Source organism: Cognatundibacterium curvum (assembly GCF_014284235.1).
In the GTDB taxonomy this organism is placed as follows: Bacteria; Pseudomonadota; Gammaproteobacteria; order Burkholderiales; family Burkholderiaceae_D; genus Undibacterium; species Undibacterium curvum.
In genome coordinates this window covers 517,656-542,959 of the sequence record NZ_JACOGD010000001.1, presented here as the reverse complement: position 1 = coordinate 542,959, position 25,304 = coordinate 517,656, and the positions used below count along the sequence as shown (strand labels likewise).

Sequence of the window (25,304 nt, the reverse complement as noted above, 5' to 3'; positions counted from 1 at the left end):
CCTAAGTATTCTTGGTTATTCCTGTTGTGAAAAAAACGCCCGCTGTGTCATGCAGCGGGCGTTGTTATTTCTGGCGGCGGTCTTAAGCTTATACGCTCAGCTCCAGCACCTGACGGCTAATCTCGGGCGTGACTTCGCGTTTTTCACCCAGCGCGATCATGCGGTGAGATTCCAGTGCGCTGATGATGGCCGGAATATCGGCGGCACTTAAGCCATAGTCGCGCAGGCGGGTTTTGACGCCCATTTGCTCGAAGTAGGCTTGCATGCGGCTGATCGCCTGTTCGATGCGCGCATCTTCATCACCTTCACGCAGGCCCCAGACTCTGTCAGCAAATTGCAGCAGTTTGGCGCGTTTAGCATCTTTGCGTACCCTGAGCATGGATGGCAGTACGATGGCCAGTGTTTGCGCATGATCGAGGCCATGCAATGCGGTCAGTTCGTGGCCTATCATGTGAGTCGCCCAGTCTTGCGGCACGCCGGTGGAAATCACGCCGTTCAGTGCCATGGTGGCACACCACATCAGATTGGCGCGTACTTCATAATCGTCCGGATTAGCGAGTGCTTTCGGGCCTTCTTCTATCAGAGTCTGCAATATGCCTTCTGCAAAGCGGTCCTGCACTGGCGCGTTGACCGGGTAAGTCAGATATTGCTCCATCACGTGCACAAAGGCATCAACCGCACCATTGCCAACCTGACGTACCGGCAAGCTAAAGGTTTTGCTTGGGTCCAGTACCGAAAACTGCGGAAAGCAGTGGCGGCTGGAAAACGCCATTTTGGCGTGTAGCGACAGGCGTGTGACGACCGCGCCAGCATTCATTTCCGAACCGGTGGCGGGCAGGGTCAGTACGCTGCCAAAGGGTAGGGCGCGGGTGATATTGTTGCCGCGCTTTTCCAGAATTGCCCATGGATCCTCGCCTTCAAACAATGCGGCAGCTGCGACGAATTTAGTGCCATCGATGACAGAGCCGCCGCCGACTGCGAGCAAGAAGTCGATGCCATGTTCGCGCACCACGGCGACGGCTTTCATTAAGGTTTCGTAGCTGGGATTGGGTTCTATGCCAGAAAATTCTGTGACGCTGCGCAGCCCTAAGGCTTGCATGACTTCGTCAAACACACCGTTTTTCTTGATGCTGCCGCCGCCATACAGCACTAATACCTTGGCTTCCTTGGGAACGACTTTGTCGAGGTCAGCAATCTTGCCTTGACCGAAAAGGATCTGGGTGGGATTGTAAAAGTCAAAATTCAGCATGCTTGGCTCCGGTAGTGATTGCGTGTAAGGGGAGGGCGTAAAACAGGTGATGCCGGGATGCACTGGACTTGTTTTACGTCATTTCCTAAAAACATCCATCTTAGCTGAAATTAGAAAAATCAACCGGTCGTGCGTTTTTATGCGGCGAGGAACAGAAATACCGTCGGTTTTTTATGGAAGTCCGGTGCCTGGTTGGTGGTCAATTTCTTCTTCCATTCCGCTGCGCTCAGGGTGCGTATGGATTCGCTGGCCAGGGTCAGATCGGTGGCGACACAGATCAGGGTGGACGGTTGGCATTGCGTTGCCAGTGCTTCCAGCATGGCTGCGTTGCGGTAAGGGGTTTCTATCAGCAACTGGGTTTGCTTTTCCTTGCGTGAGCGGTCTTCCAGTTCCTTGATGCGTTTGGCGCGCAATGCGGCGTCGGTCGGGAGATAGCCATGAAACGCGAAACTCTGACCATTGAGGCCACTGCCCATCAGTGCCAACAATAGCGAAGACGGGCCGACCAGCGGGCGTACCTCAATGCCCTTGCTATGCGCCAGTCTGACCAGATTGGCGCCCGGATCGGCCACGGCAGGCACACCGGCTTCAGAAATCAGGCCGACATCATGCCCTTGTAGCAGGGGCTGCAATAAGCCTTCTAATGCCTGGGCCGGGGTATTGACATTCAATTCTTGTATCTGAATTTCTTGCATGGCCAGTCGTAAAGGATGCTGCTGGGCCAGGAATTTCAGGTAGGCGCGCGTGGTCTTGGCGTTTTCCGCGACCAGGTAGCCGAGTTGCGAGGACATTTGCTGTACCGCTTCGGGAATGATATTGCGCAGCAGGCTGGTTTGTTGCGTCTCGCACTGGCCCAGGGTGTTGGGAATCAAAAATAAGGTGCCGGTTTTCGTCATAGGGGTGAGTGTTCTTTGGATATTTGTGTATTCGGGTATTCGGGTATTCGGGTATTCGGGTATTCGGGAGCGGCCGGTTTGCAGCAGGCGGAGTTCAGCTAAAGAAGCGCACGCCAGCGTGGCGCAGCATATCAGTCAGCGCAATCAGTGGCAGGCCAGTCAATGCGGTCGGATCATCGCTATGGATTGCAGACAGAATACTGATGCCCAGTGCTTCATTCTTTGCGCTGCCTGCGCAGTCGTAAGGCTGTTCCAGATGCAGGTAGGCATCCAGTTCTGCATCACTGAGATCCCGGAATTGGACCCGGGTCTGTACATTGCGCAATTGTAAAGGCTGGGGCGCCTGCTGTCTGCTGTCGAGCAGACATAGCGCGGTATGGAAAATCACTTCACGGCCTCGCATCAATTGCAATTGTTTGAGCGCATTGGCATGATTGCCCGGTTTTCCGATTTGCAAATCATCCAGCGTGGCAACCTGATCTGAGCCTATCACTAAGGATTCGGGATGCAATTGCGCGATGGCAGCTGCTTTTTGCTGTGCCAGGCGTAAGGCGGTATCGGCCGGACCTTCGCCGGGCTTGGGCGACTCATCGATGTCAGGCGCGATACTCAGAAACGGTAGTTGCAGTCTGGATAGTAATTCTTTGCGGTAAGCAGAGCTGGAAGCCAGTATAATTGTCGGGTTTATCATCGTTGTTGGCTGGCGTTGAGTAGTGTCAGAGATGCTGCGCTGATGCCGGGTCAGACTTTGCTTGTGTGCTGAACAGTAAAAATGCACCGCAAGCGTATGATTTTTCTGAAAAAATCGGCCTGACCTTTGACTAAGAAGCGCAAGTGCTGTTATTATCGCAGGTTTTCTGGGTTCAAATAATCCTATGCAAGCTTTTGTGATTGACGCTTTCACGTTTTGCCGGCTCGAAGAGCAGCGTTCTGGAAGCATACTGGTCGCAGATTTACCCCGTCTGGCTGAGGAATGTACAGGCACCGAAGGGAGTCTGAATTGGTCTCTGACTGGCGGAAAAGATCAGCTGGGGCATCCCCGCCTGATACTGAGTGTGACTGGTAGTGTGAATCTGAATTGCCAGCGTTGTCTGGCTCCGTTTGCATATGAGATAGACTCAGAGTCTGTATTGATACTCGCCAAAAACGAAGAAAATGCTGATGAAATTGAGGCATTGCTAGAAGATGACGAGGTCGATGTTGTAGTAGGCAGTAAAACGTTCAATATCATGGATTTGATAGAGGATGAGGCGCTGCTGGCAATACCCCAATCGCCCAAACATGCAGTATGCCCGGATGTATCGTTGGCTTCAGCAAAACCTACTGCAGGGATTGACGCAGAAGTCGGTAAAAAAGAATCGCCGTTTGCCGTGCTGAAGACAATAAATGGGCGTACCTAGTGGCATTATTCTGAAAAAACACTCAGGTCGAAGTATTGTTAGGGATTCTTGGTTGGCGATGTTCGCATTGCGATGTGCGCATTCTTTAGCCAGGTGTGTAAATTTTTAGAAACATTTTTTGAAGTATTAGGAGTTATCATGGCAGTTCAGCAAAATAAAAAGTCCCCATCCAAGCGTGGCATGCACCGTTCCCACGATTTCCTGACTGCACCACAGTTAGGTATCGAGCCAACAACTGGTGAGACACATCTGCGTCACCACATCAGCCCTAACGGCTTTTACCGTGGTCGTAAAGTATTGAAAACTAAGAACGACGAATAATTCGTTTTCTTGGTAAAAAGAGCGGCGTGACAAGTCTAGAACTTGGCGCCGCTTTTTTTATGGGCAAATTTTTCCGGGATTCATGCTGATGAACAGGTTTTCTTGAAAATTTTGCAGCACCGGTGCCGGTAAAAACCTTGTTTTGCCGGTTTTTTTATTAAATACTTGCAAATTAGCAATGAAAATAACTGAAATAGTCCTCTAATTTGATACACTAGGCGTTTCGGCTTGAAGTTGCGTAATACTACATGACAATAAAAATTTCCATTGACTGCATGGGCGGGGATCATGGGCCTGCGGTTACTGTGGCAGCAGCCGTTGCCTTTGCCAATCGCGAACCGGATGTCGAGTTCCTGCTGGTTGGCCTGGAATCTGAAGTTCAGGAAGAGCTGAAAAAGAACCATGCGAGCAATCATCCGCGTCTGAAGGTGATCCATGCGTCCGAAGTGGTCGCCATGGATGATCCGGTCGAGATTGCATTGCGCCGTAAAAAAGATTCTTCTATGCGTGTCGCGCTGACCCAGGTGAAAGAGGGTGCAGCACAGGCTTGCGTCTCCGCCGGTAATACCGGTGCCCTGATGGCCGTATCGCGCTATGTGCTGAAAACCATGCAGGGCGTGGATCGTCCTGCGATTTGCAGCATGTTGCCGAATCAAAAAAATCGTCCCACTTATATGCTGGATCTCGGCGCTAACGTCGATTGCGAACCTTTGCACTTACATCAGTTTGCAATTATGGGATCTGCCCTGGTTTCTGCGCTGGAAGGCAATGAGCGTCCTACCATAGGCTTGCTGAACGTGGGTGAGGAAGATATTAAAGGCAATGACGTGGTCAAAAAAACCGCAGTCTTGCTGCGTGCAGACCATGAGCGTGGCCTGCTGAACTTCTATGGCAACGTAGAAGGCAATGACATTTTCAAGGGTACTACCGATATCGTGGTTTGCGATGGCTTCGTCGGTAATGTGACCCTGAAAGCAGCGGAAGGCATGGGGCGTTTTGTAAAAACCACCCTGACCGATGCATTCAAAAGTAATCCCCTCAATATGCTGGGTGCATTGATTGCACGCGGCGCATTGAAATCTATCTCACGTACCATGAACCCCTCGAATTACAACGGCGGCAGCCTGCTGGGTCTGCGCGGTCTGGTATTTAAGAGTCATGGCAGTGCGGATAAATACAGTTACGAGTGGGCGATACAGCGGGCGTTTGACGCTGCAAAAAATGATGTACTCACCCGTATCTCGACTTCGATGGCGAAACTGATGCCGGTGGCAGACCCGGCTTCGCCTGAATATAACGAACCACTGATACAAAAAACCGCATGACTTTTTTCAGCAAAATTATCGGTACCGGCAGTTATCTGCCGCCTAAAGCAGTCAGTAATCATGAGTTGGCAGAGCAGCTTGCCGCTAAAGGGATAGAAACTTCGCACGACTGGATTTTTTCCCGCAGTGGCATCGCCTCCCGTCATTATGCAGAGCCTGGTGTAAAAGCCAGTGATCTGGGTACAGAAGCTGCAAAACGTGCGCTTGAAGCGGCGCACATGACTGCTTCTGATATCGACATGATTATCCTCGCGACCTCGACACCGGATTTTCTCGGTGGATTTCCAAGTACTGCCTGTGTAGTGCAGAACAAGCTGGGAATTCAGAATGGTGCAGCGGCTATGGACGTGCAGGCGGTGTGCAGTGGATTTATGTATGCGATGGCGGTAGCCGACAGCATGATTAAATCCGGTGCCCACAAAAACGTACTGGTGATTGGTGCTGAAGTATTTTCGCGTATTTTGAATTTTGAAGACCGTACCACTTGCGTGTTGTTTGGTGACGGTGCCGGTGCGGTGGTGATGTCTCGCTCGGAAACGCCGGGTGTGCTGGCGACCAAGCTGCATGCTGATGGCAGCTATCAGGATATTCTGTGCGTGCCAGGAAATGTGGAGCAGGGTGTGGTAGCGGGCAGTGCCTATCTGCATATGGATGGTCAGGCAGTATTTAAGCTGGCGGTGACGGTGCTGGAGAAAGTGGCGAATGAGGCGCTGGAACTGGCTGGACTGCAAGCCAGTGATATCGACTGGCTGATCCCGCATCAGGCCAATATCCGCATTATGCAAAGCACTGCAAAGAAAATGCGTCTGCCGCTGGAGAAGCTGGTGGTCACCGTAGATCAACATGGTAATACCTCGGCCGCGTCGATACCGCTGGCACTGGATCTGGCCGTGCGTGATGGCCGTGTGCAGCCCGGACATAAAGTCTTGCTGGAAGGTGTAGGCGGCGGCTTTACCTGGGGTGCGGCTATCGTACAGATGTAATGTTGGAGCGTTTGCGGCCTGAGTTTGCGCAAACGCTGCGGTATGGTGAAGTATTAAGGAAAAAGAAATTCATTTCTATTATTCGATAAAGAGAGACTTAGAAAAATGACCCAATTTGCATTTGTTTTTCCCGGTCAGGGTTCTCAGGCTATCGGCATGCTCAATGGCTTTGCTGATAATCCTGTGGTGCAGGCAACCGTTGCGGAAGCCTCTGACGCATTGGGATTTGACCTGGGTAAATTGATCGCTGAGGGCCCGAAAGAAGCGCTGGACCTGACGACCAATACACAACCGGTGATGCTGACTGCAGCGGTAGCTTGCTATCGCGCCTGGATCGCTGCAGGTGGTGAAGTGCCGCGCCTGGTTGCCGGTCATAGCTTGGGCGAATATTCCGCGCTGGTAGCAGCTGGTGTGATCGCCTTTAAAGATGCAGTGCCGCTGGTGCGCTTCCGTGCTCAGGCGATGCAAGAGGCGGTACCGGTTGGGCAGGGTGGCATGGCAGCGATACTGGGTCTGAGTGATGAAGATGTGAAAGCGGCTTGCTCTGAAGCGGCGCAGGGTGAGGTGGTTGAGGCGGTTAACTTCAATGCGCCGGCGCAGGTGGTGATCGCCGGTGCCAAGGCCGCGGTTGAGCGCGCCTGTGAAATCGCCAAGGCCAAAGGTGCCAAGCGCGCATTGCCATTGCCAGTGTCTGCACCATTCCATTCCTCGTTGCTGAAGCCAGCCTCAGATCGTTTGCAGGCGTATATGGCCGGGTTGAATTTTTCTGCACCAGAAATCGCGTTAATTAATAATGTCGATGTGGCGATAGTCAATGATACGGCAGCGATTAAGGATGCATTGGTGCGTCAGGCGGCGAGTCCTGTGCGTTGGGTGGAAACCATACAGGCTATGCATCAGGCTGGTATCAGTCATGTGATTGAATGCGGTCCGGGTAAAGTATTGAGCGGTTTGACTAAGCGCATACAGGGCGAATTGGTCGGTGATACTATTTTTGATCAGGCAAGTTTAGAAAAAGTCTTGGAATTATTGAAATGACTCAGGCATTAGCAAATCAAGTAGCGCTGGTTACCGGCGCATCACGCGGTATAGGTAAGGCGATTGCTGTTGCGCTGGCGCAGGCTGGTGCCAAAGTGATTGGTACTGCAACCACAGAATCCGGCGCGCAGGCAATTTCTGCTTACCTCGCTGAAATCAGTCCGGAAGCGGGTAAGGGCGTCGCTTTTAATGTTAACGACGTAGAGCGTTGCTCGGGCCTGGTTGATGAAATTCAAAAAGAATTCGGCAGCCTGTCCATACTCGTCAATAATGCGGGCATTACCCAGGATCAGCTGGCGATGCGCATGAAGGAAGAGGATTGGGATAATGTGATCACCACCAATCTGAATTCGGTCGCGCGCCTGTCGCGTGCAGTTTTGCGTGGCATGATGAAAGCCAAACATGGCCGTATCATTAACATCACTTCTGTGGTCGGCTCATCCGGTAATCCGGGGCAAATGAACTATGCGGCGGCCAAAGCTGGTGTGGCTGGCATGAGTCGTGCATTAGCGCGTGAGATCGGTAGCCGGAATATCACGGTTAACTGTATTGCGCCCGGTTTCATTGATACCGATATGACTAAGGCGCTCAGCGATGAGCAAAAAGCGGCAATTTTGGTGCAGATTCCGATGGCGAAACTCGGTCGCCCGGAAGATATCGCCGCCGCGACAGTATTCCTGGCTTCACCTGATGCCGGATATATTACCGGTACCACCCTGCATGTAAATGGCGGGATGTACCTGGCTTAAAAACAGGATACCGGCATAGCCGGATTCTGCTGACTTGATTGTTTACTGTCATTTCAGCCTGGAACGGTTTTGTGCGGGTATCTGGTAGTTTGTTGGTAAAAGTTAGACATTTCGCCGATTTTAAGCGGAGTTATGACTAAATAAATTGGGTCTTGCATTTTTTGTCTACAAACCTGCTAAAATGCGCGCACTTTCTGTAGGCCCTTATTTTTGATTTTTTCACTGGAGATACACATGTCCGATATCGAACAACGCGTTAAGAAAATCGTCGCTGAACAACTGGGCGTCGCTGAAGCTGACATCAAAAACGAATCCTCTTTCGTTGATGATCTGGGTGCTGATTCCCTGGATACAGTTGAGCTGGTGATGGCGCTCGAAGACGAATTCGAAATGGAAATCCCTGACGAGCAAGCAGAAAAAATCACAACAGTGCAACAAGCGATTGATTACGCAACTGCACACCTCAAGGCGTAATTCATTACCCCGTTTTTAAATCCAGGAGAAGCGCTTGAGTCGTACGCTTAAACGTCGTGTCGTGGTAACCGGTCTGGGATGTGTCTCGCCAGTAGGCAATACAATTTCCAGTGCCTGGGATGCTGTTAAGGCTGGCCAGTCAGGTATTGCCACGATCACCAAATTTGATGCAACTCCCTTTTCCACGCATTTCGCGGGAGAAGTGAAAGGCTTCAATGTCGAGGAATATCTGCCGGCAAAAGAAGCCCGTAACATGGATACCTTCATCCATTTCGGCATAGCTGCCGGGATGCAGGCGTTTCAGGATAGTGGTTTCACTGTCACAGAAGAAAATGCTGATCGCGTCGGCGTGATCGTGGGTTCTGGTATCGGCGGCTTGCCTATGATAGAAGAAACCAAGGAAACGCTGATCGAACGTGGCCCACGCCGCATCAGTCCTTTCTTTGTGCCAGCCTCGATTATCAACATGATTTCCGGTCACCTGTCGATCAAGTATGGTCTGAAGGGGCCAAATCTTGCGATCGTCACAGCCTGTACCACAGGTCTGCATTGCATCGGTTCTGCTGCCCGTATGATTGAATACGGTGATGCGGATGCGATGATAGCCGGTGGTGCTGAGTCCACGATTTCCCCGCTGGGACTGGGTGGATTTGCGTCAGCGCGTGCTTTGTCTTCACGTAACGATGATCCGGCAACGGCATCGCGTCCGTGGGATAAAGACCGCGATGGCTTTGTGCTTGGTGAAGGTGCCGGTGTCATGATGCTGGAAGAGTATGAGCATGCGAAAGCACGCGGTGCCAAAATTTATGCAGAAGTCGTTGGCTTCGGCATGAGTGGCGATGCCTACCATATCACTTCCCCTAGCATGGATGGTCCGCGCCGCAGTATGGTCAATGCATTGAAAAATGCAGGCCTGAATGCGAATCAGATTCAATATCTGAATGCGCATGGCACATCGACGCCTCTGGGTGATAAAAACGAAACGGATGCGATCAAAGCTGCTTACGGTGATCATGCCTACAAGCTGACAGTCAATTCCACCAAATCCATGACCGGGCATTTGCTCGGTGGTGCGGGTGGTCTGGAATCTGTTTTCACGGTACTGGCTGTGCATCACCAGCTTTCACCGCCAACGATCAACATCTTTAATCAGGATCCTGAATGTGATCTCGACTACTGTGCCAATGTAGCGAGAGACGTCAAGATCGATTATGCGATGAAAAATTCGTTTGGTTTTGGTGGAACAAACGGCACCCTGATCTTTGCAAAAGTCTGATCGCCTCATACATCTGACTGATGCATAGCATCTACAAAAAAGCACTTCATTTCTTCGGAAATGAGGTGCTTTTTTTCATTCAGGGACAAAGCTGATGCAGCCATCCATCCTTGCTGATCTGAGGCCATCGCGCATATTGCTGGCACTGGTGATTGCAATGGCAGTCTGCGCTTGCTTCAGTGTTTGTTATTCATTGTTAATTTTTGATTGTCCGCGCCCGTGGCTGATTGCACTGACGATGATTTCAGGTATCTTGCTCGCTCGGCAAATCTGGTATTGGTGGCGGGCCCAGCGAATTTTACGCATCGTCGTAAGCAGCGATGGACTTTGCCTGCTGCATGTCTGGTGCGCGCCAGCTTGGTCGCCTGCTCAGGTCTGCACGCTGGGGCCTGCATCTCTGTTCTGGAGTCATTTGGCGGCGCTGGAATTTGTGCGTGAGGATGGTTCTAAATTGTCTTTTTTGCTGCTGCCAGACTCTGCACCTGCCACCGTCAGGCGTGACCTGCGGCGTGCGCTGATCAGTTTGCAGCAGTTTCAGCAAAAAGAAAGCAGGAAAGTCATGAAATCCGGGAACTTCCCTGAATGAAAGAGACTCTATTGGGGCATAAAGCGGGAAAAATTCCGTGCATACGGCAAGAGACCGGGATAAATACCAGTTGTTCAGAAGAAGAATAGGGATGATTGAGTGACGACAGAGCGCGAGATAGACCAATTGCTGGTCGAGCGCGTGCAGCGTGGAGATAAAAAGGCATTTGAGCTTCTGGTTTCCAAATACCAAAGGAAACTGATGCGGCTCGTGTCCCGGCTCGTCTATGATCAGGCGGAAGCAGAGGATGTGGTGCAGGAGGCGTTCATCAAGGCGTATCGTGCGTTGCCAAATTTTCGCGGCGAGTCAGCGTTTTATACCTGGCTGTACCGGATCGGTATTAACACGGCGAAAAACCATTTGGTGACGCAAGGCCGCAGGGCACCGACCTCGACTGACGCGGATGTGGAAGAGGCGGAAGGATTTGTTGATGCAGAAGGCTTACGCGACATTAATACGCCGGAGTCTTTGCTGGCGAGTAAGCAGATAGCACAAACAGTCAATGCAGCGATGGCGGCATTGCCGGAAGAATTAAGGAACGCGATTACCCTGCGTGAGATTGAGGGATTGAGTTACGACGAGATTGCCGAAGTCATGTTGTGTCCGATCGGTACGGTCAGAAGCCGTATTTTCCGGGCCAGGGAAGCGATTGCCGAGCGTTTGCGGCCCATGTTGGGAACCAATCTGGACCAGCGCTGGTAAGCCTGGCAGTTATAGAAACACTTTGCAGGACCATGAATATGATGATGAAAAATACGACTCAACAAGAAAACTTATCCGCATTGATGGATGGTGAAATCGATGATGCCCAGCTTGAGGCAGCTATCGCTGAACTGATCGCGTCTGACGATAAGACGAACTGGGATATTTATCATCAGATCGGCGATGTGCTGCGGTCTGACGACCTGGCGCAACCGATGAGTGCAGATTTTACTGCGCGTTTTGCCGCACGCTTTGAGTCTGAACCGGTGTTGCTGGTGCCCGCGCTGCACCAGCGTCCGGCAGATGCAGGCAAATCCGGACTGCGACAGTCGCTGCTGCGCTCTTACGCGGGCGTGGCCGGTATCGCTGCGGCAGCTATGCTGGCATTAGTTATCACCCCTAAATTATTGCAACCTGCGGCGGTCACTGAGCAGACACCATTGGCAAGGAATTCCACGCCTGAATTGCAACTGGCTTCGGCGCGGGTACGGACAAGTGCGACGCCACCGGTGGCGGCGAGTGACAGCGCAGAGCAGACAGCAAAAACAGCGAATGGCAATCAAATGGACATGCTGCGTGATCCGCGTATAGACAGCTACCTGATTGCGCATCAGCGCTTTTCACCCGCCATCAGTAGCGGTGCGCAGTATGTGACGCGCGCCAACGTCGTTACGCCGGCTGCGGAGAAATAACAAGATGTCTGGTCGTCGTCTCTATACCGCAGCGAACCTGGTCTTACTATGTACGCTGAGCAGCTCAGTGTTTGCCACTGAGAATGCGGAAGATAAGCGCGAAATTCAACATGTGCTGCGCAAGATACAAGCCTCTGCGCAAAAAATGAATTACTCCGGCACCTTTGTTTATCAGCAGGCGAGTCAGATACGTACTTCCAGGATCACGCACTATCTTGATAGCGCTGGTGAGACTGAAAAACTGGAAATACTCGACGGTAAACCACGCGAATACATACGCAGAAATGACGAAGTCTCCTGCTATCTGCCGGACAGCAAAACCATACAAGTGGAGAAAGATGTCAGTCAGGAGTCTTTTCCTGCCTTGCTGACTCAGAATGCCCAGTATCTGCCTGATTTTTATACCATCCGTAAAGGCGAAATGAGCCGTGTGGCCGGTCTGGAGTGTCAGACTTATTCGCTGGAACCCAAGGATGGATTCCGCTATGGCTACAGGCTGTGCGCAGAAAAATCTTCTGGTCTGATGTTGCGTGCGCAGACCGTCAATCCTAAGAACGAAGTCATAGAGCAAATCGCATTCACGCAATTGCAAGTCAATGAGATCGACAAGAATAAACTCAGGCCCAGTTTTCCCAATGTGAGTCAGTGGCGTATTGAAAATCTGACTGTGCAATCCAATATTCATTCTGGCTGGGTCGTTAAGGCTTTGCCTGCCGGTTTTACCAAAACCAAGGAACTGAAACGGGTGATTCCATCTCCCGCCAGCACCAGCAATGCATCCAGTGCGGGTAATGCTGGCAGTGCTTCGGCTAACGCAACAGCTAACAAAACAGCGAAATCGCATCAGGTGATACAGATGATGTTTTCTGACGGGCTGGCTGCTATGTCTGTTTTTATCGAGCCTTATAGCGAGGGAAGAACGGAAGGCAGTCTGCAGCAGGGCGCTATGACTATCATGGGAAAACGTCAGGGCGAATACTGGCTGACCGTAGTCGGTGAAGTGCCGGTCAGTGCGATTCGTCAGGTCATGAATTCGATTGAGCTGAAAACAAATAAGTGATCAAGTAATAAGCTAAGCAAAAAGTAAAGGAAGTTGACTAACTATGAAAGCACAAACACTGTCTCCAGTTAAAAAAATGGTGTCCACTTTAGTAGTGAGTGCCTGTGTGGGCTTCGTTGCTCCGGCCGTCATGCAGCTGACCCCAGTCGCATTGGCCGCTGCACCCGTCGGTTTGCCAGATTTTACTGAGCTGGTCGAAAAATCAGGACCGGCAGTCGTGAATATCCGCACAACGGAAAAAGTCAGTCAGCAACAAGGTGCTGATGACGAGCAGCTGGAATTTTTCCGCCGCTTCTTTGGTATGCCGATTCCTAAGCAGAATCAAGCGCCACGCAAAGGTAAGCAAGCGCCACAGGAAGAGGAAGTGCCGCGCGGTGTCGGTTCCGGTTTCATTGTCTCTGCCGATGGCTATGTGCTGACCAATGCACACGTGGTGGATGGCGCATCGGAAGTGTATGTCAAGCTGACCGATAAACGCGAATTCAAAGCCAAGGTAGTCGGCAGTGATAAAGGTACCGACGTCGCAGTATTGAAAATTGAGGCGAATAAGCTGCCTAAGATCACCATCGGTGATTCTGAAAAGATCAAGGCTGGTGAATGGGTGATCGCGATTGGTTCCCCGTTCGATCTGGAAAATACCGTCACAGCGGGTATCATTTCTGCCAAGGCGCGTGATACTGGTGACTATGTACCGTTGATACAGACTGACGTAGCTGTGAATCCTGGCAATTCCGGTGGCCCGCTGATCAACATGCGTGGCGAAGTGATCGGTATTAACTCGCAGATTTACAGCCGCTCCGGTGGTTATATGGGGATTTCCTTCGCCATCCCGATTGATGAAGCGATGCGTGTGGCCGAGCAGCTCAAGCAGCATGGTCGTGTATCGCGCGGCCGTATCGGCGTGCAGATGGGTGAAATGTCTAAGGAAATCGCAGAAAGCTTAGGCTTGCCAAAAGCGCAGGGCGTACCGATTGCTGCGGTTGAACCAGGTTCTCCAGCTGAAAAAGCCGGTGTGCAGGATGGTGACGTGGTATTGAAGTTCAATGGTCAGAATATTGAGACCCGTGCCGAATTGCTCAGGGCAGTAGGTGCTACCCGTCCTGGCAGCAAAGTCAGCATGAGTGTCTGGCGTAAAAACGCCATCAAAGAGCTGACATTGGTCGTGGCAGAGCGTGATGCAGATAAGGTCGCGCAGAAAGCCGATAAAAAGCAAAAGAAAGAGCTGAGCAATTTACTCGGTGTGTATGTGACGGATCTGAATGAGGCGCAAAAGAAAGCCTTGCCTGGCGGTGGTGTGGTGATCGAGTCCGTCGATGGCGCGGCAGCAGCCGTAGGCCTGCGTCCGGGTGATCTGATCCTGTCGCTGAACCAGGTAGACGTGAAAGATGCCAAGCAATTCAATGCCATGTTGAGTAAGCTGGAGCCTAAGAAACCAGCGGTGCTATTGGTAAAACGTGAAAACGCATCGCAGTTCGTGCTGATACGTCCGCAAGCGCAGTAAGACCAACTGTAAGCAAGGTCTTAAGCCGCATCCTGAGCTGCCCCTGAGTGGGCAGCTTTTTTATTACAGCCCGAATTTTGAGCAGCTCAATTTAAAATGTCTCAGATTTGATGCGCCTGTTGGCCGTTTTTTGGCCTGAGAACCGCATCAATCCTCAGTGTATGAAGTTTCGACTGCGCTCCGGGGCACAAAATATGCCAGTATTTTGCTGATCGGCATTTATAATGCCAGTCTTTAGCAATCTGACTGCAGGCGCCGCGATATGATCGCATTCACCCTCTATTCACGCAGCTATTGTCATTTGTGTGACGACATGCTGACCCAATTGAACAGCTACTCCCAGCAATATTCATTTACCGTGGATGTGCTGGATGTTGACGCTGATGAAGAACTGTTGAGTCTGTACGACGAACTGGTGCCCGTACTGATAGGCCGTCATCCCGGTGGTGACGCACAGCGCATCTGTCATTACCACCTCGATGAAGCGGCGCTCAGACAGTTTTTTGCAAAGGTTTAAGATGGTCAACAAGAAGCAGGCGCCAAAGAACGCACAGGACAAGACTGAGCCGCAGCAAACGCTGGCGCTATTCAGTCATGATGATTTACTGATTTGTGGCGTGGATGAAGCTGGTCGCGGGCCACTGGCTGGCAGTGTGGTGGCGGCAGCGGTGATACTGGATCCGGCGCGGCCAATTAACGGATTGCGCGATTCCAAAAAACTCAGCGAAGCGCAAAGGGATGCGCTGGCGGTGGAAATCAAGGAAAAAGCACTGGCGTGGGCGATAGCCGAAAGTTCAGTCGAGGAAATCGACCAGCTCAATATTTTGCAGGCGACCATGCTGGCGATGCGCCGTGCAGTCGAACAACTCAGCATCACGCCTGAGCTGGCACTGATCGATGGCAATCGTTGCCCGGTGATGGCGGTGCGTTCTGAAGCAATCGTCAAGGGCGACGATAAAGTCCCGGCGATATCGGCCGCGTCTATCCTGGCTAAAACCGCCAGAGATCATGCCTTACTGGATCTGCATCAGCTGTATCCGGATTACGCCTTCGATCAACACAAGGGCTATCCGACCGCATTGCACCTGGCACGCCTGCAGCAACACGGTGTCACACCGGTACACAGAAAATCATTTGGGCCAGTCAAGGCTTTGTTAGCATGAAACATATTACTTCGCGGGACAATCCGCTTTTCAAAGAACTCAGACAACTGGCGACGCAGGCCCAGGCGCGCCGCAAGGCTGGCAAGACCTTGCTCGATGGTGTGCATTTGTGCCAGGCCTATGGCCAGCAGCTCGGTGCGCCTGAGCTGTGCGTGGTGTCTGAATCGGCTTTGGCGAACACGGAAGTCAATCAGCTGGTCAGCAGCAACCTGCTCGATGCTGCACAGAAAATCTGTCTGCCGGATGCTTTGTATGAAACGCTGAGCCAGGTTGAACATGGCGTCGGCATCTTGTTTGTGGTTCCTACGCCGCAACGTGCCTTGCCTGCGGCACTTACAGAAACGGCAGTGGTACTCGATGGTTTGCAAGATCCGGGCAATCTGGGCTCGATACTGCGCAGTGCGGCCGCTGCCGGTATCCGTCATGTATTTTGCAGTAGCGGTACGGTGTCAGCCTGGTCGCCCAAGGTGATGCGGGCTGGTATGGGCGCACATTTTTTACTGCATATTTACGAAAACTGCGATCTGGCCGAGGTCCTGAATCGCAGTAAGATCCCGGTGCTGGCCACCAGTTCCCATACCAAGACCACCATTTACCAATCCGCTTTAAACCAGCCTGTGGTGTGGATGTTTGGTCATGAAGGGCAGGGTGTGTCCGCTGCACTGATGGACAAGGCGACGCAGACTGTGACCATCCCACAACAGGCCGCGATAGAATCCCTGAATGTGGCTGCGAGTGCTGCGATTTGTTTTTTTGAGCAGGTCAGGCAGCAGTTAACTTAAAAATGCGTTGAAAAAAACGCTCAAAAAACGCTAAGGGCTGAACCCGCATTGCGTTCAGCCCTTGGTATTTTGCAGCTAAGCGCGCTTAATAGACACGCACATCGGCTTTGATTTCCTGCAGGATGGTGGTGGAAATTTCCTCAATCGACTTGGCAGTCGAGGACAGCCAGCGTATGCCTTCGCGCTTCATCATCGCTTCTGCTTCATTCACTTCGTAGCGGCAGTTTTCCAGCGACGCATATTTACTGCCTGGCCGGCGCTCATTGCGGATTTCACTCAGCCGTTCTGGCGCAATACTCAATCCAAACATCTTGGCCTTAAATTCAGGCAGCACCGAAGGCAGCTTGCCGCGTTCAAAATCATCCGGGATCAGCGGGTAATTGGCGGCCTTAATCCCATACTGCATCGCCAGATACAGGCTGGTCGGTGTTTTTCCTGAACGCGATACACCCACCAGTATCACATCAGCCGTAGACAGGTTCTTGTTTGACTGGCCATCATCATGCGCGAGCGAAAAATTGATCGCCTCGATACGGTTCTTATATTCTTCCGTGTCAGCGATATTGTGACTGCGGCCTATGGTGTGGGTGGATTTGATACCCAGCTCCTGCTCCAGCGGAGACACGAAAGTCTGGATCAGATCCATGTGCAAACCCTTGGATTGAAAAACAACATTCGCGAGTTCGGTCTTGACCAGGGTGGAGAACACGATAGGACGATTGCCTTCGGTGGTGTAGGCATCATTGATGCGGCGTAAGGCCTCATGCGCTTTATCAAGGGTATCTACAAAAGGTAGCCGGATTTGTCTGAACTTGAGGTCAAACTGCGTCAGTACGGAGTGGCCAAAGGTCTCAGCGGTAATACCAGTTCCATCGGAGACAAAGAACACGGTGCGGTTGGCGATAGGATTATTATTGGTGGTGGATTCGCTCATGAGCTCTATGCATTAAGAATGCCAAAGGTGAAAAAAATTTCTGCTTGCGCGTCAATATATCATTCCAATATATTGTGTAGCAGCGATCTATTTTGCAGCACAGCATGTAAAATGCTGAAATAGCATGTGGTTCGTGACTGGCGACCAGAATAACAAAAATCAGGCCAGACACGAAGCAGTACAGATTTCTTACCATCAAAAAGAGGTTGTTATGTCCAACGCAGCAAATACTGAAGCAACTTATGTTGCCTCATTTGAGCATTTACGGATGACAGATGTTGAATCTGTCGGCGGTAAAAATGCATCTCTAGGCGAAATGATCAGCCAGCTGGCCACGGCCGGTGTGCGCGTACCAGGTGGTTTCGCGACCACTGCACAGGCTTTCCGTGACTTTTTGTCGCATAGCGAAAACGGCGGCTTGCCGCTGGCAAAACGTATCGCCGACCGTTTGGAAACACTGGATATCGAAGACGTCAAAGAATTGGCGAAAGCCGGTGCAGAAATCCGTCAATGGATAATCGACACCCCATTCCAGCCACGTCTGCAACAGGAAATTGAAGCGTTTTATAACAAGCTGGTGGCTGATTCTGTCGGTGAAGTCTCGTTTGCGGTACGTTCTTCCGCAACTGCAGAAGATTTGCCGGATGCGTCTTTCGCCGGTCAGCAGGAAACCTTCCTGAATGTGGTCGGTATCGAGAACGTGCTGGAAGCCATGAAGCACGTGTTTGCCTCGCTCTACAATGACCGCGCGATTTCTTACCGCGTTCATAAAGGCTTTACTCATGCCGAAGTTGCCTTGTCTGCCGGTGTGCAGCGCATGGTGCGCTCCGATCTGGGCGCGGCCGGTGTGATGTTCACGATAGATACTGAATCCGGCTTTAAGGATGTGGTGTTTATTACCTCCAGCTATGGTCTGGGTGAAACCGTGGTGCAGGGCGCAGTGAATCCGGATGAATTCTATGTGCATAAGCCTATGCTGGAACAAGGTAAATTGCCTGTTATCCGCCGCAATATCGGTTCCAAGCTGATCAAAATGGAATTCACCGGTGAAGCCAAGGCTGGCCGTTCCGTGAAAACTGTGGACGTACCAGTTGAAATGCGTAACCGCTACTCGCTGGACGACAACGAAGTGGTTGAGCTGGCCAAGTATGCCGTCATCATCGAGAAGCACTATGGTCGCCCTATGGATATCGAATGGGGTAAAGACGGTCGCGATGGTAAGTTGTACATCCTGCAGGCACGTCCTGAAACAGTCAAATCGCAGGAAAAAGCGACTGACGCGCAACAACGCTTCAAACTCAAAGGCAGCGGCACTGTGCTCGCTTCCGGCCGCGCGATTGGCCAGAAGATCGGTGCTGGCCGCGTACGTGTGATTCACGATCCATCTGAAATGGAACGTGTGCAGCCGGGCGACGTGCTGGTAGCCGACATGACAGACCCGAACTGGGAACCTGTGATGAAGCGTGCCTCCGCTATTGTGACTAACCGTGGTGGCCGTACCTGCCACGCCGCGATTATCGCGCGTGAACTGGGTGTGCCAGCGGTGGTTGGCTGTGGTGATGCAACCGATATGCTGAAAGATGGCACCCTGGTGACTGTATCTTGCGCCGAAGGCGACGAAGGCAAGATTTACGATGGTTTGCTGGAAACCGAAGTCACCGAAGAAGTACGCGGTGAATTGCCGAAGCTGCCTTTGAAAATCATGCTCAACGTGGGTAACCCACAATTAGCATTTGACTTCCAGTCCGTCCCTAACGAAGGTGTGGGCCTGGCACGTCTGGAATTCATTATCAATAACAATATTGGTGTGCATCCTAAGGCTATCCTTGAGTATCCAAACATCGATCCGGCGCTCAAGAAAGCGGTTGAATCGGTTGCGCGTGGTCATGCTTCGCCTAAAGCCTTTTATGTCGATAAACTGGCAGAAGGTGTGGCGACGATTGCGGCCGCATTCTGGCCTAAGAAAGTCATCGTGCGTTTGTCTGACTTTAAATCCAATGAGTATAAAAAACTGATAGGCGGTTCACGCTACGAACCGGATGAAGAAAATCCTATGCTGGGCTTCCGCGGAGCAGCGCGTTACCTGGCATCGGATTTTGCAGAATCCTTCGAAATGGAATGTCAGGCAATGAAGCGCGTGCGCAATGACATGGGTCTGACCAACGTAGAGATCATGGTGCCTTTCGTGCGTACTTTGGGTCAGGCTGAAAAAGTGGTCAACCTGCTCGCACAGTATGGTCTGAAACGCGGCGAAAATGGCCTGCGTCTGATCATGATGTGTGAAGTTCCATCCAATGCGATCCTGGCAGAAGACTTCCTGCAACACTTCGATGGCTTCTCTATCGGTTCCAACGATCTGACTCAGCTCACTCTGGGTCTGGACCGCGATTCCGGTATGGAGTTACTGGCAGCTGACTTCGATGAACGTGATCCTGCGGTGCGCGCCTTGTTGTCACGTGCTATCGCTGCGTGCCGCAAGCTCGATAAATATGTGGGTATTTGCGGTCAGGGTCCATCCGATCATCCGGATTTTGCCGAGTGGCTGATGCAGGAAGGCATAGAGTCGATTTCGCTGAATCCTGACTCTGTGGTCGATACCTGGCAAAAGCTGGCAAAGGTGGCTAAATAAGCAGGTACCTGAGCTAATTGGCAAACAGAAGTAATAACTAGGCGTCATGAAACTAGTCGTCATGACTGAAAAACGCGGGCTGAATCTTGTTCAGTCCGCGTTTTTTTATTGCTGTCTCACTGAAAGGCAGTCATGCAACTTTCATAAAAACGGTGTATACATTTGACAGCGATTACCGCTGATTTTTGTCGTTTTATCCATCAAAATGCAATTCCTATTGCAACGCCAAATGCAATACTAATTGCAATGCTAATAAGAAGAGGAGGCTGAAACATGAGTGCTTGGACCCTATGGTGTATCGCAGCGGGTGTGGTAGTGAGTCTGGAACTGCTGACCGGTACTTTTTATTTATTAATGATTGCGCTGGGTTTAGCCGCTGCTGCGTTGGTCGCTTTTTTTGGCGCAGCCAGCGGTACGCAACTGATCGTGGCGGGTTTAGTGGGCGGGCTGGCCACGCTGATACTGCACAAAAGCCCTTATGGCTGGAAACCAGGTCAGCAAGCGGCCTGTGATCCGAATGTGAATATGGATGTTGGCCAGCGCTTGCAGGTTGAACAGTGGCGCGACCTGGGTGACGGCAGCTTTCAGGCCAGAACAATGTATCGCGGCGCGATGTGGGATGTAGAGCTGCATCACGGCGCTGGTTTGCCGGGCTCGTATCAGATACAGGAAGTACAGGGTAGTCGATTGATTGTCAGACCAGCCTGAGTTTGCTGAATACTGGCAGCAGTGGTTTGCATGTAGTAGCTGAATGAGAAACGATCACACATACATCGTTTCGACTTTTTCTCTCAATAACAATAAAGGTAATAACATGGAAAATATCGGTGGAGTGGCTCTGATACTGTTCATCATGGCTCTGGTGTTCGTCATCAAAACGATTAACGTCGTGCCTCAACAGCATGCCTGGGTGGTGGAACGTCTGGGGAAATATCATGCAACTTTAGGACCAGGTTTGAATATTGTGGTTCCTTTCATAGACCGCATCGCTTACAAACACAGCCTCAAAGAAATCCCATTGGATGTACCGCCCCAGGTTTGTATTACTAAAGACAATACGCAATTGCAGGTAGATGGGATTTTATATTTTCAGATTACTGACGCAATGCGCGCCTCGTATGGTTCATCGAATTACATTGCGGCGATTACTCAGCTCGCGCAAACTACCTTGCGCTCTGTGATCGGTAAGATGGAACTGGACAAAACCTTTGAAGAGCGCGATCACATCAATACCACAATCGTGAGTGCGATCGATGAGTCTGCCGCAAACTGGGGCGTGAAGGTATTGCGCTATGAAATCAAAGACTTAACGCCACCTAAAGAGATTTTACATGCGATGCAGGCGCAGATTACAGCCGAGCGTGAAAAGCGTGCACTGATCGCCGCTTCCGAAGGCCGTAAGCAGGAACAGATTAATATCGCTAACGGTGAACGTGAAGCTGCTATTGCCCGCTCTGAGGGTGAAAAGCAAGCATCGATTAACCGTGCCGAAGGTCAGGCAGCTGCAATTTTATCCATCGCTGAAGCGAGCGCTGAAGCGATACGTAAGACTGCAGCGGCGATCCAGTCTCCGGGCGGCGCTGATGCGGTCAATCTGAAGGTGGCGGAGCAGTATGTAGGCGCGTTCGGTAATCTGGCGAAGACCAATAATTCCTTGATCGTACCGGCTAACCTCGGCGATATGAGCGGTTTGATTGCGACCGCAATGCAAGTAATTAAAACTCAGCCTGCTGCCAGTCCTGCTGCGGCTAAAGTCGTCACGAATCAAGTCAGCAGCAAAGTCTGAGGCACTTTACACACAGTTGATTAGCACGAAAATCTCCGAAGTCGCTACCACACCGTAGCAAACGCTTTCTGAGCAAGGGTGCTTTTCAATGCCCTTACTGACAGCCATGAAGAGCCAGATCACAAGCTTGTCATGGCTGTTTTCATTTGGGTTCATTTGGGTAGCGAAAGACTGCCATCGGCATCGGGCTAATGTTAATCACTGCAAAAATCCTGGAAATTTCAAAAAAGAAATTTGTGGTTCGGAAACTTTTCACATAAGCTGAAGTAGCCATCAGGTGCTGAATGTACGCAGGAAGCATCTGTGTTTTGCTCATTCACTTCGTGAAAGGCTCATGTATGCAAGGATCAATTTTTACCGCGCTGTCCGACATGGTCATCGAGAAACTGGGCATGCATATGTGGGACGAAGTGCTGACTGAACTTAATCCTGTCTCTGGCGGTATTTATACGGCCGGACAGCAATATGAGGATGCAGAATTGTTGGGGCTGGTAGCTCTGCTATCTAAAAAAACAAATTTGCCAGCCACGCAGTTAGTTGAGGCATTTGGCGAATTTTTGTTTTCCCGTCTCTACAACTCGCTTCCGCCGGAATTGCGTCAGCTAAATGATTTACGTCCTTTTTTGCTGTCAGTTGATAAAGTGATTCATAAGGAAGTGCGGCGCTTGTATCCGGATGCTTATCTGCCCAGCTTCGACTATGACAATAGCAATGAGCAAATGCTGGTGATGTATTACCAGTCCAGACGTAAGCTGTGTCATGCCGCTGTGGGTTTGATTAAAGGGGCGGCGGCACAGTTTTCACAACAAATACAGATAGAGCATCCCGAATGTATGCATGATGGTGCGGAACGCTGCCGCTTACATATACACTTCCATCAGCCATGAGCGAAGCTGACGCATATCTGCGAGCTTATCAGCGTGAGCGCCAGGCCAGGCTGCTGGCGGAAAAACTGCTGGATGAAAAAACACGGGTTTTGTACGATAAAGTGCTGGAGTTAAATGAAACGCTGGCTCATTTGCAGCATACCCGTAACCAGTTGCTGCAGACCGAAAAACTGGCTGCCATGGGGCAGCTCACTGCAGGACTGGCGCATGAAATCAATAATCCGATTGGGTTCTGCCTGAGTAATCTCAAGTGTCTGCGTGAATGGTCAGAACAATTAATCACGCTTGCTCAAAGTGTACAGACTCTGGGGAGCAGTCCGGATTCTATGCAACTGAACAGTTTGCATACAAAGCTGGAGCAGCTGGATTTGCCCTACCTGCAGGGAGAGTTGCCTATTCTGCTTGATGAGACTTATCATGGCTTGCTAAGGGTACGCGATCTGATTGGTAAACTACAGCAATACACTGAACTCGGTCAGCAACAAGCGCAAAGTATCAGCCTGCACAGCAGTATTGCGATTGCACTGGCGACGCTGGGTGAGCATAAGCAGCAATGTCATATCGAAAAAATTCTGGGATCAGATATTGTCGTCGTCGGCAATGAGCTGGAAATTCAGCTGGTGTTAAGCCATTTACTCAATAATGCGGTCGATGCCTGTCATGGAAATGGCTTGATACGGCTCGTGCTCAGGCCGCAAACCGAACAGGACAGGGATTGGGCCATCGTCGAAGTCATTGACTCTGGCTGCGGTATCGCCGCAGAAAATCTGCAAAGGATATTTGATCCGTTTTTCACGACCAAGGATGTCGGACACGGTACAGGGCTGGGTTTGTCCATGAGTTACAGCATTGCGGTCAAGCATGGTGGCAGCCTGAGTGTCCAAAGTCAGGTGGGTGTAGGTAGTTGCTTCAGTCTGCAATTGCCGCTTCTACCTGCTGCATAGTTAAGGCATGCGCACCACCAGATTGTTTTGTGCAGCCACTGGCAACCACAAGCGCAGTGCATCTGTAGTGGCAATGTCGCTCAGTCCGGTATGCACAGCGACTTGTCTGGCGAGCCATTCCACATCGTTTACCGGGGCTTCTGCTTGCTGCAAGCTAACCAGAACATGAAATTGCCATTCCTGTAGCTTATACAGCAGTACACGATAACGAATTCGGCTCACGGCCAGCCAGCCGGGTTGGGGTTCCGGCTGTACCGGATCGGTATTGTTTTCGGTCCCGGCCTTGGCAGCTTGCCAGAAGTCTGCCAGAGGAAACTGCACCGACAGTAAACGCAAGCAGGGCGCCGCCGACCAGCTTGGATTGGTACTGACATTGGATTCTGCATTCAGTTCCACGGCAGGGTGCAGATCTGACATAAGTGTCAGCAGGGCCGGGACGGGCGTTTCCTGATCGTATGCGCTGCCGGTCTCAGACTGGATTTCCAGCCCGGGCGCACGCAATACCTCGGTATAAGCGCGCTCCAGAAATGCCAGCTCGACCGGGAAGACAAACAACAGATCGTTTTCATGTTCGCCGCTGGCTGGCTGGGATTGCTGCAAAAATTGCGGAAACCCTGCGCCCAGATCAAATAAAGAGGGAGAATGCGATGGATGACGGGCCAGATACTGGCGGCAAAAAAAATGAAACAATTCCTTCCCTAAGGTACGCATCAGTACCGGGTAATCCGCTTCCAGGCACTCCTGCAAACGCAACAGATAGCCACTGGCATAGATAGGCAGACGCGAGGCCTGTTCATGACCCGGCTTTAACAGCGCTGTCTCATTGAGCGAAAACATTTGCTGCGCGGCGTGCACGCCCGCACGATATCCGCCAGCATGGCTGATCGCGGTCATGAACCAGGCCTGTATTTGCGCAAGCCTTACTTCAGTTTTTGCCACAGATGCATCATTCAGATTAGGCTTCATAGTCGGAAAATAAATCAGGTCATCAAGGCTTGCAAGGAACCTGCCAACGCATGCGCATGTGCCGTTTTTGCGGTGACTGCGGGCAGTTCAGGTAAATTTCCGTTAATAACCTGTCTTGCTTTATGTAATTCATCCAGTAATTCCGGATAAGCGGGAATTTTCGCATCCCATTCCAACAGGGTTGATACTCCTCCGGTGAGTTGATGGGCCAGCGCATACAGAGCCCAGACTGCAGTCGGGACAGGCTGGTCATGGGTATCAATCAGATAGTCACCACAGTCTGTTGGCCCCGCCAGATGTATCTGTACAATACGATCAGCCGGTAACTCCATTAAATAGGCACGTGGATCATAGCCATGGTTATAGGCTGAGACATAGACGTTGTTCACATCCAGCAGCAGGCCGCAACCGGTTTCCTGGCACAGGGCGGCGAGGAAGGCAGATTCGGTGAATTCAGATTGCTGAAATTCGAGATAAGTACTGGGGTTTTCCAGTATCAGTGGTCGTTGTAAAAAATCCTGTACCCGACGGATTCTGGTTGCCACATGGCGGAACGATTCTTCGTTTAATGGCATGGGCAATAAATCGTGGCTGTTGATGCCCTGAACTCCAGTCCAGCATAAATGATCGGAAATCCAGGCTGGCTGGATTTCCGATGCGAGTTGCCTGAGTTTGGACAAATACAACATGTCGAGTGGATCGCAGCTGCCGACAGACAGGGATACGCCATGCATTACAACTGGTGTATGTTCTGCGATTTGATTCAATACATGCCTCGCAAAACCATGGTGATCGATAAAGTTTTCAGAAATAATCTCAAACCAGTCGACCCCGGGGCCATGCTCGAGTATGTGTTGAAAATGAACATGCCGCAGACCCACACCCAGACCCAGATGCGGGAGGCCCAGGCGTGTTTCGCTGCTTGATCCTGACGTGATAGTTGTCTTCATCTCAGTGCGTG

At 51.2% G+C, this 25,304-nt stretch carries 27 protein-coding genes; 21 read left to right on the top strand and 6 right to left on the bottom strand.

The window, feature by feature from the left end; all coding sequences use genetic code 11:
• Positions 1–88 precede the first annotated feature (88 nt).
• The 3 genes from H8K43_RS02560 to H8K43_RS02550 form a co-directional block, all read right to left on the bottom strand.
• Positions 89–1,249 (bottom strand): iron-containing alcohol dehydrogenase, encoded by a 1,161-nt coding sequence (locus H8K43_RS02560; protein WP_186902403.1) that lies wholly within the window; start codon positions 1,247–1,249, stop codon positions 89–91.
• A 137-nt stretch (positions 1,250–1,386) separates the two neighbouring features.
• Positions 1,387–2,145 carry an SAM-dependent methyltransferase gene (locus H8K43_RS02555; protein ID WP_186902402.1) on the bottom strand — a complete coding sequence of 253 codons (759 nt, stop codon included), beginning with the start codon at positions 2,143–2,145 and terminating at the stop codon, positions 1,387–1,389.
• Between the two features lie 94 nt (positions 2,146–2,239).
• Complete coding sequence (locus H8K43_RS02550; protein WP_186902401.1) at positions 2,240–2,836, bottom strand: Maf family nucleotide pyrophosphatase; 597 nt, start codon at positions 2,834–2,836, stop codon at positions 2,240–2,242.
• A gap of 184 nt (positions 2,837–3,020) precedes the next feature.
• Between H8K43_RS02550 and H8K43_RS02545 the strand changes: the two genes are divergently transcribed.
• The 16 genes from H8K43_RS02545 (at position 3,021) to H8K43_RS02470 (ending at position 16,197) form a co-directional block, all read left to right on the top strand.
• On the top strand, positions 3,021–3,545 hold the full coding sequence (locus H8K43_RS02545; protein WP_186902400.1) for a YceD family protein: 525 nt from the start codon (positions 3,021–3,023) through the stop codon (positions 3,543–3,545).
• 138 nt (positions 3,546–3,683) lie between these two features.
• A complete protein-coding gene (gene rpmF, locus H8K43_RS02540) occupies positions 3,684–3,866 on the top strand; it encodes a 50S ribosomal protein L32 (RefSeq protein WP_162018712.1) in 183 nt (60 codons plus the stop codon).
• A gap of 248 nt (positions 3,867–4,114) precedes the next feature.
• Entirely contained in the window at positions 4,115–5,191 is a 1,077-nt protein-coding gene (gene plsX, locus H8K43_RS02535; protein WP_186902399.1) for a phosphate acyltransferase PlsX, read from the top strand.
• Positions 5,188–6,174 carry a beta-ketoacyl-ACP synthase III gene (locus tag H8K43_RS02530; protein ID WP_186902398.1) on the top strand — a complete coding sequence of 329 codons (987 nt, stop codon included), beginning with the start codon at positions 5,188–5,190 and terminating at the stop codon, positions 6,172–6,174. The genes plsX and H8K43_RS02530 overlap by 4 nt, the downstream gene beginning before the upstream one ends.
• A gap of 105 nt (positions 6,175–6,279) precedes the next feature.
• Positions 6,280–7,212 (top strand): ACP S-malonyltransferase, encoded by a 933-nt coding sequence (gene fabD / locus H8K43_RS02525; RefSeq protein WP_186902397.1) that lies wholly within the window; start codon positions 6,280–6,282, stop codon positions 7,210–7,212.
• Positions 7,209–7,961, top strand: a complete 753-nt coding sequence (fabG, locus tag H8K43_RS02520) for a 3-oxoacyl-ACP reductase FabG (RefSeq protein WP_186902396.1) — start codon at positions 7,209–7,211, stop codon at positions 7,959–7,961. Before fabD ends, fabG begins: the two co-directional genes overlap by 4 nt.
• A gap of 234 nt (positions 7,962–8,195) precedes the next feature.
• Positions 8,196–8,435: an acyl carrier protein gene (acpP, locus tag H8K43_RS02515; protein ID WP_162018707.1), complete on the top strand. Its 240-nt coding sequence runs from the start codon at positions 8,196–8,198 to the stop codon at positions 8,433–8,435.
• Between the two features lie 34 nt (positions 8,436–8,469).
• Positions 8,470–9,711 (top strand): beta-ketoacyl-ACP synthase II, encoded by a 1,242-nt coding sequence (gene fabF, locus H8K43_RS02510; protein ID WP_186902395.1) that lies wholly within the window; start codon positions 8,470–8,472, stop codon positions 9,709–9,711.
• A 94-nt stretch (positions 9,712–9,805) separates the two neighbouring features.
• Entirely contained in the window at positions 9,806–10,297 is a 492-nt protein-coding gene (locus tag H8K43_RS02505) for a hypothetical protein (protein ID WP_186902394.1), read from the top strand.
• Positions 10,298–10,396: 99 nt separating this feature from the next.
• Positions 10,397–10,999 (top strand): RNA polymerase sigma factor RpoE, encoded by a 603-nt coding sequence (gene rpoE, locus H8K43_RS02500; protein ID WP_186902393.1) that lies wholly within the window; start codon positions 10,397–10,399, stop codon positions 10,997–10,999.
• Positions 11,000–11,037: 38 nt separating this feature from the next.
• Positions 11,038–11,691 (top strand): sigma-E factor negative regulatory protein, encoded by a 654-nt coding sequence (locus H8K43_RS02495; protein ID WP_186902392.1) that lies wholly within the window; start codon positions 11,038–11,040, stop codon positions 11,689–11,691.
• 4 nt (positions 11,692–11,695) lie between these two features.
• The gene (locus tag H8K43_RS02490) at positions 11,696–12,751 is read left to right on the top strand and encodes a MucB/RseB C-terminal domain-containing protein (RefSeq protein ID WP_186902391.1); all 1,056 of its coding nucleotides are present in this window, start codon (positions 11,696–11,698) and stop codon (positions 12,749–12,751) included.
• A gap of 43 nt (positions 12,752–12,794) precedes the next feature.
• Positions 12,795–14,252 carry a DegQ family serine endoprotease gene (locus tag H8K43_RS02485; protein ID WP_329604467.1) on the top strand — a complete coding sequence of 486 codons (1,458 nt, stop codon included), beginning with the start codon at positions 12,795–12,797 and terminating at the stop codon, positions 14,250–14,252.
• A gap of 262 nt (positions 14,253–14,514) precedes the next feature.
• Positions 14,515–14,769 (top strand): glutaredoxin family protein, encoded by a 255-nt coding sequence (locus H8K43_RS02480; RefSeq protein ID WP_186902390.1) that lies wholly within the window; start codon positions 14,515–14,517, stop codon positions 14,767–14,769.
• A 1-nt stretch (position 14,770) separates the two neighbouring features.
• Complete coding sequence (gene rnhB, locus H8K43_RS02475; RefSeq protein WP_186902389.1) at positions 14,771–15,415, top strand: ribonuclease HII; 645 nt, start codon at positions 14,771–14,773, stop codon at positions 15,413–15,415.
• Complete coding sequence (locus H8K43_RS02470) at positions 15,412–16,197, top strand: TrmH family RNA methyltransferase (RefSeq protein ID WP_186902388.1); 786 nt, start codon at positions 15,412–15,414, stop codon at positions 16,195–16,197. Before rnhB ends, H8K43_RS02470 begins: the two co-directional genes overlap by 4 nt.
• A gap of 85 nt (positions 16,198–16,282) precedes the next feature.
• Here H8K43_RS02470 and ppsR read toward each other — a convergent pair whose 3' ends face one another.
• On the bottom strand, positions 16,283–17,131 hold the full coding sequence (gene ppsR / locus H8K43_RS02465; RefSeq protein ID WP_162018698.1) for a posphoenolpyruvate synthetase regulatory kinase/phosphorylase PpsR: 849 nt from the start codon (positions 17,129–17,131) through the stop codon (positions 16,283–16,285).
• 211 nt (positions 17,132–17,342) lie between these two features.
• On the opposite strand from ppsR, the gene ppsA reads away from it, so the two are divergent.
• From ppsA to H8K43_RS02440, 5 genes are all read left to right on the top strand, one after another.
• Positions 17,343–19,760 carry a phosphoenolpyruvate synthase gene (gene ppsA / locus H8K43_RS02460; RefSeq protein WP_186902527.1) on the top strand — a complete coding sequence of 806 codons (2,418 nt, stop codon included), beginning with the start codon at positions 17,343–17,345 and terminating at the stop codon, positions 19,758–19,760.
• Between the two features lie 273 nt (positions 19,761–20,033).
• A complete protein-coding gene (locus H8K43_RS02455) occupies positions 20,034–20,468 on the top strand; it encodes an NfeD family protein (protein WP_186902387.1) in 435 nt (144 codons plus the stop codon).
• A gap of 106 nt (positions 20,469–20,574) precedes the next feature.
• On the top strand, positions 20,575–21,546 hold the full coding sequence (locus tag H8K43_RS02450) for an SPFH domain-containing protein (RefSeq protein ID WP_186902386.1): 972 nt from the start codon (positions 20,575–20,577) through the stop codon (positions 21,544–21,546).
• A gap of 338 nt (positions 21,547–21,884) precedes the next feature.
• Complete coding sequence (locus H8K43_RS02445; protein ID WP_186902385.1) at positions 21,885–22,433, top strand: heme NO-binding domain-containing protein; 549 nt, start codon at positions 21,885–21,887, stop codon at positions 22,431–22,433.
• On the top strand, positions 22,430–23,377 hold the full coding sequence (locus H8K43_RS02440) for a sensor histidine kinase (RefSeq protein WP_186902384.1): 948 nt from the start codon (positions 22,430–22,432) through the stop codon (positions 23,375–23,377). Before H8K43_RS02445 ends, H8K43_RS02440 begins: the two co-directional genes overlap by 4 nt.
• Here the strand turns inward: H8K43_RS02440 and H8K43_RS02435 are convergent, their stop codons facing one another.
• Positions 23,378–24,316: an HvfC/BufC family peptide modification chaperone gene (locus H8K43_RS02435; protein WP_186902383.1), complete on the bottom strand. Its 939-nt coding sequence runs from the start codon at positions 24,314–24,316 to the stop codon at positions 23,378–23,380.
• Between the two features lie 41 nt (positions 24,317–24,357).
• On the bottom strand, positions 24,358–25,293 hold the full coding sequence (gene bufB / locus H8K43_RS02430; protein WP_186902382.1) for an MNIO family bufferin maturase: 936 nt from the start codon (positions 25,291–25,293) through the stop codon (positions 24,358–24,360).
• Positions 25,294–25,304 lie beyond the last annotated feature (11 nt).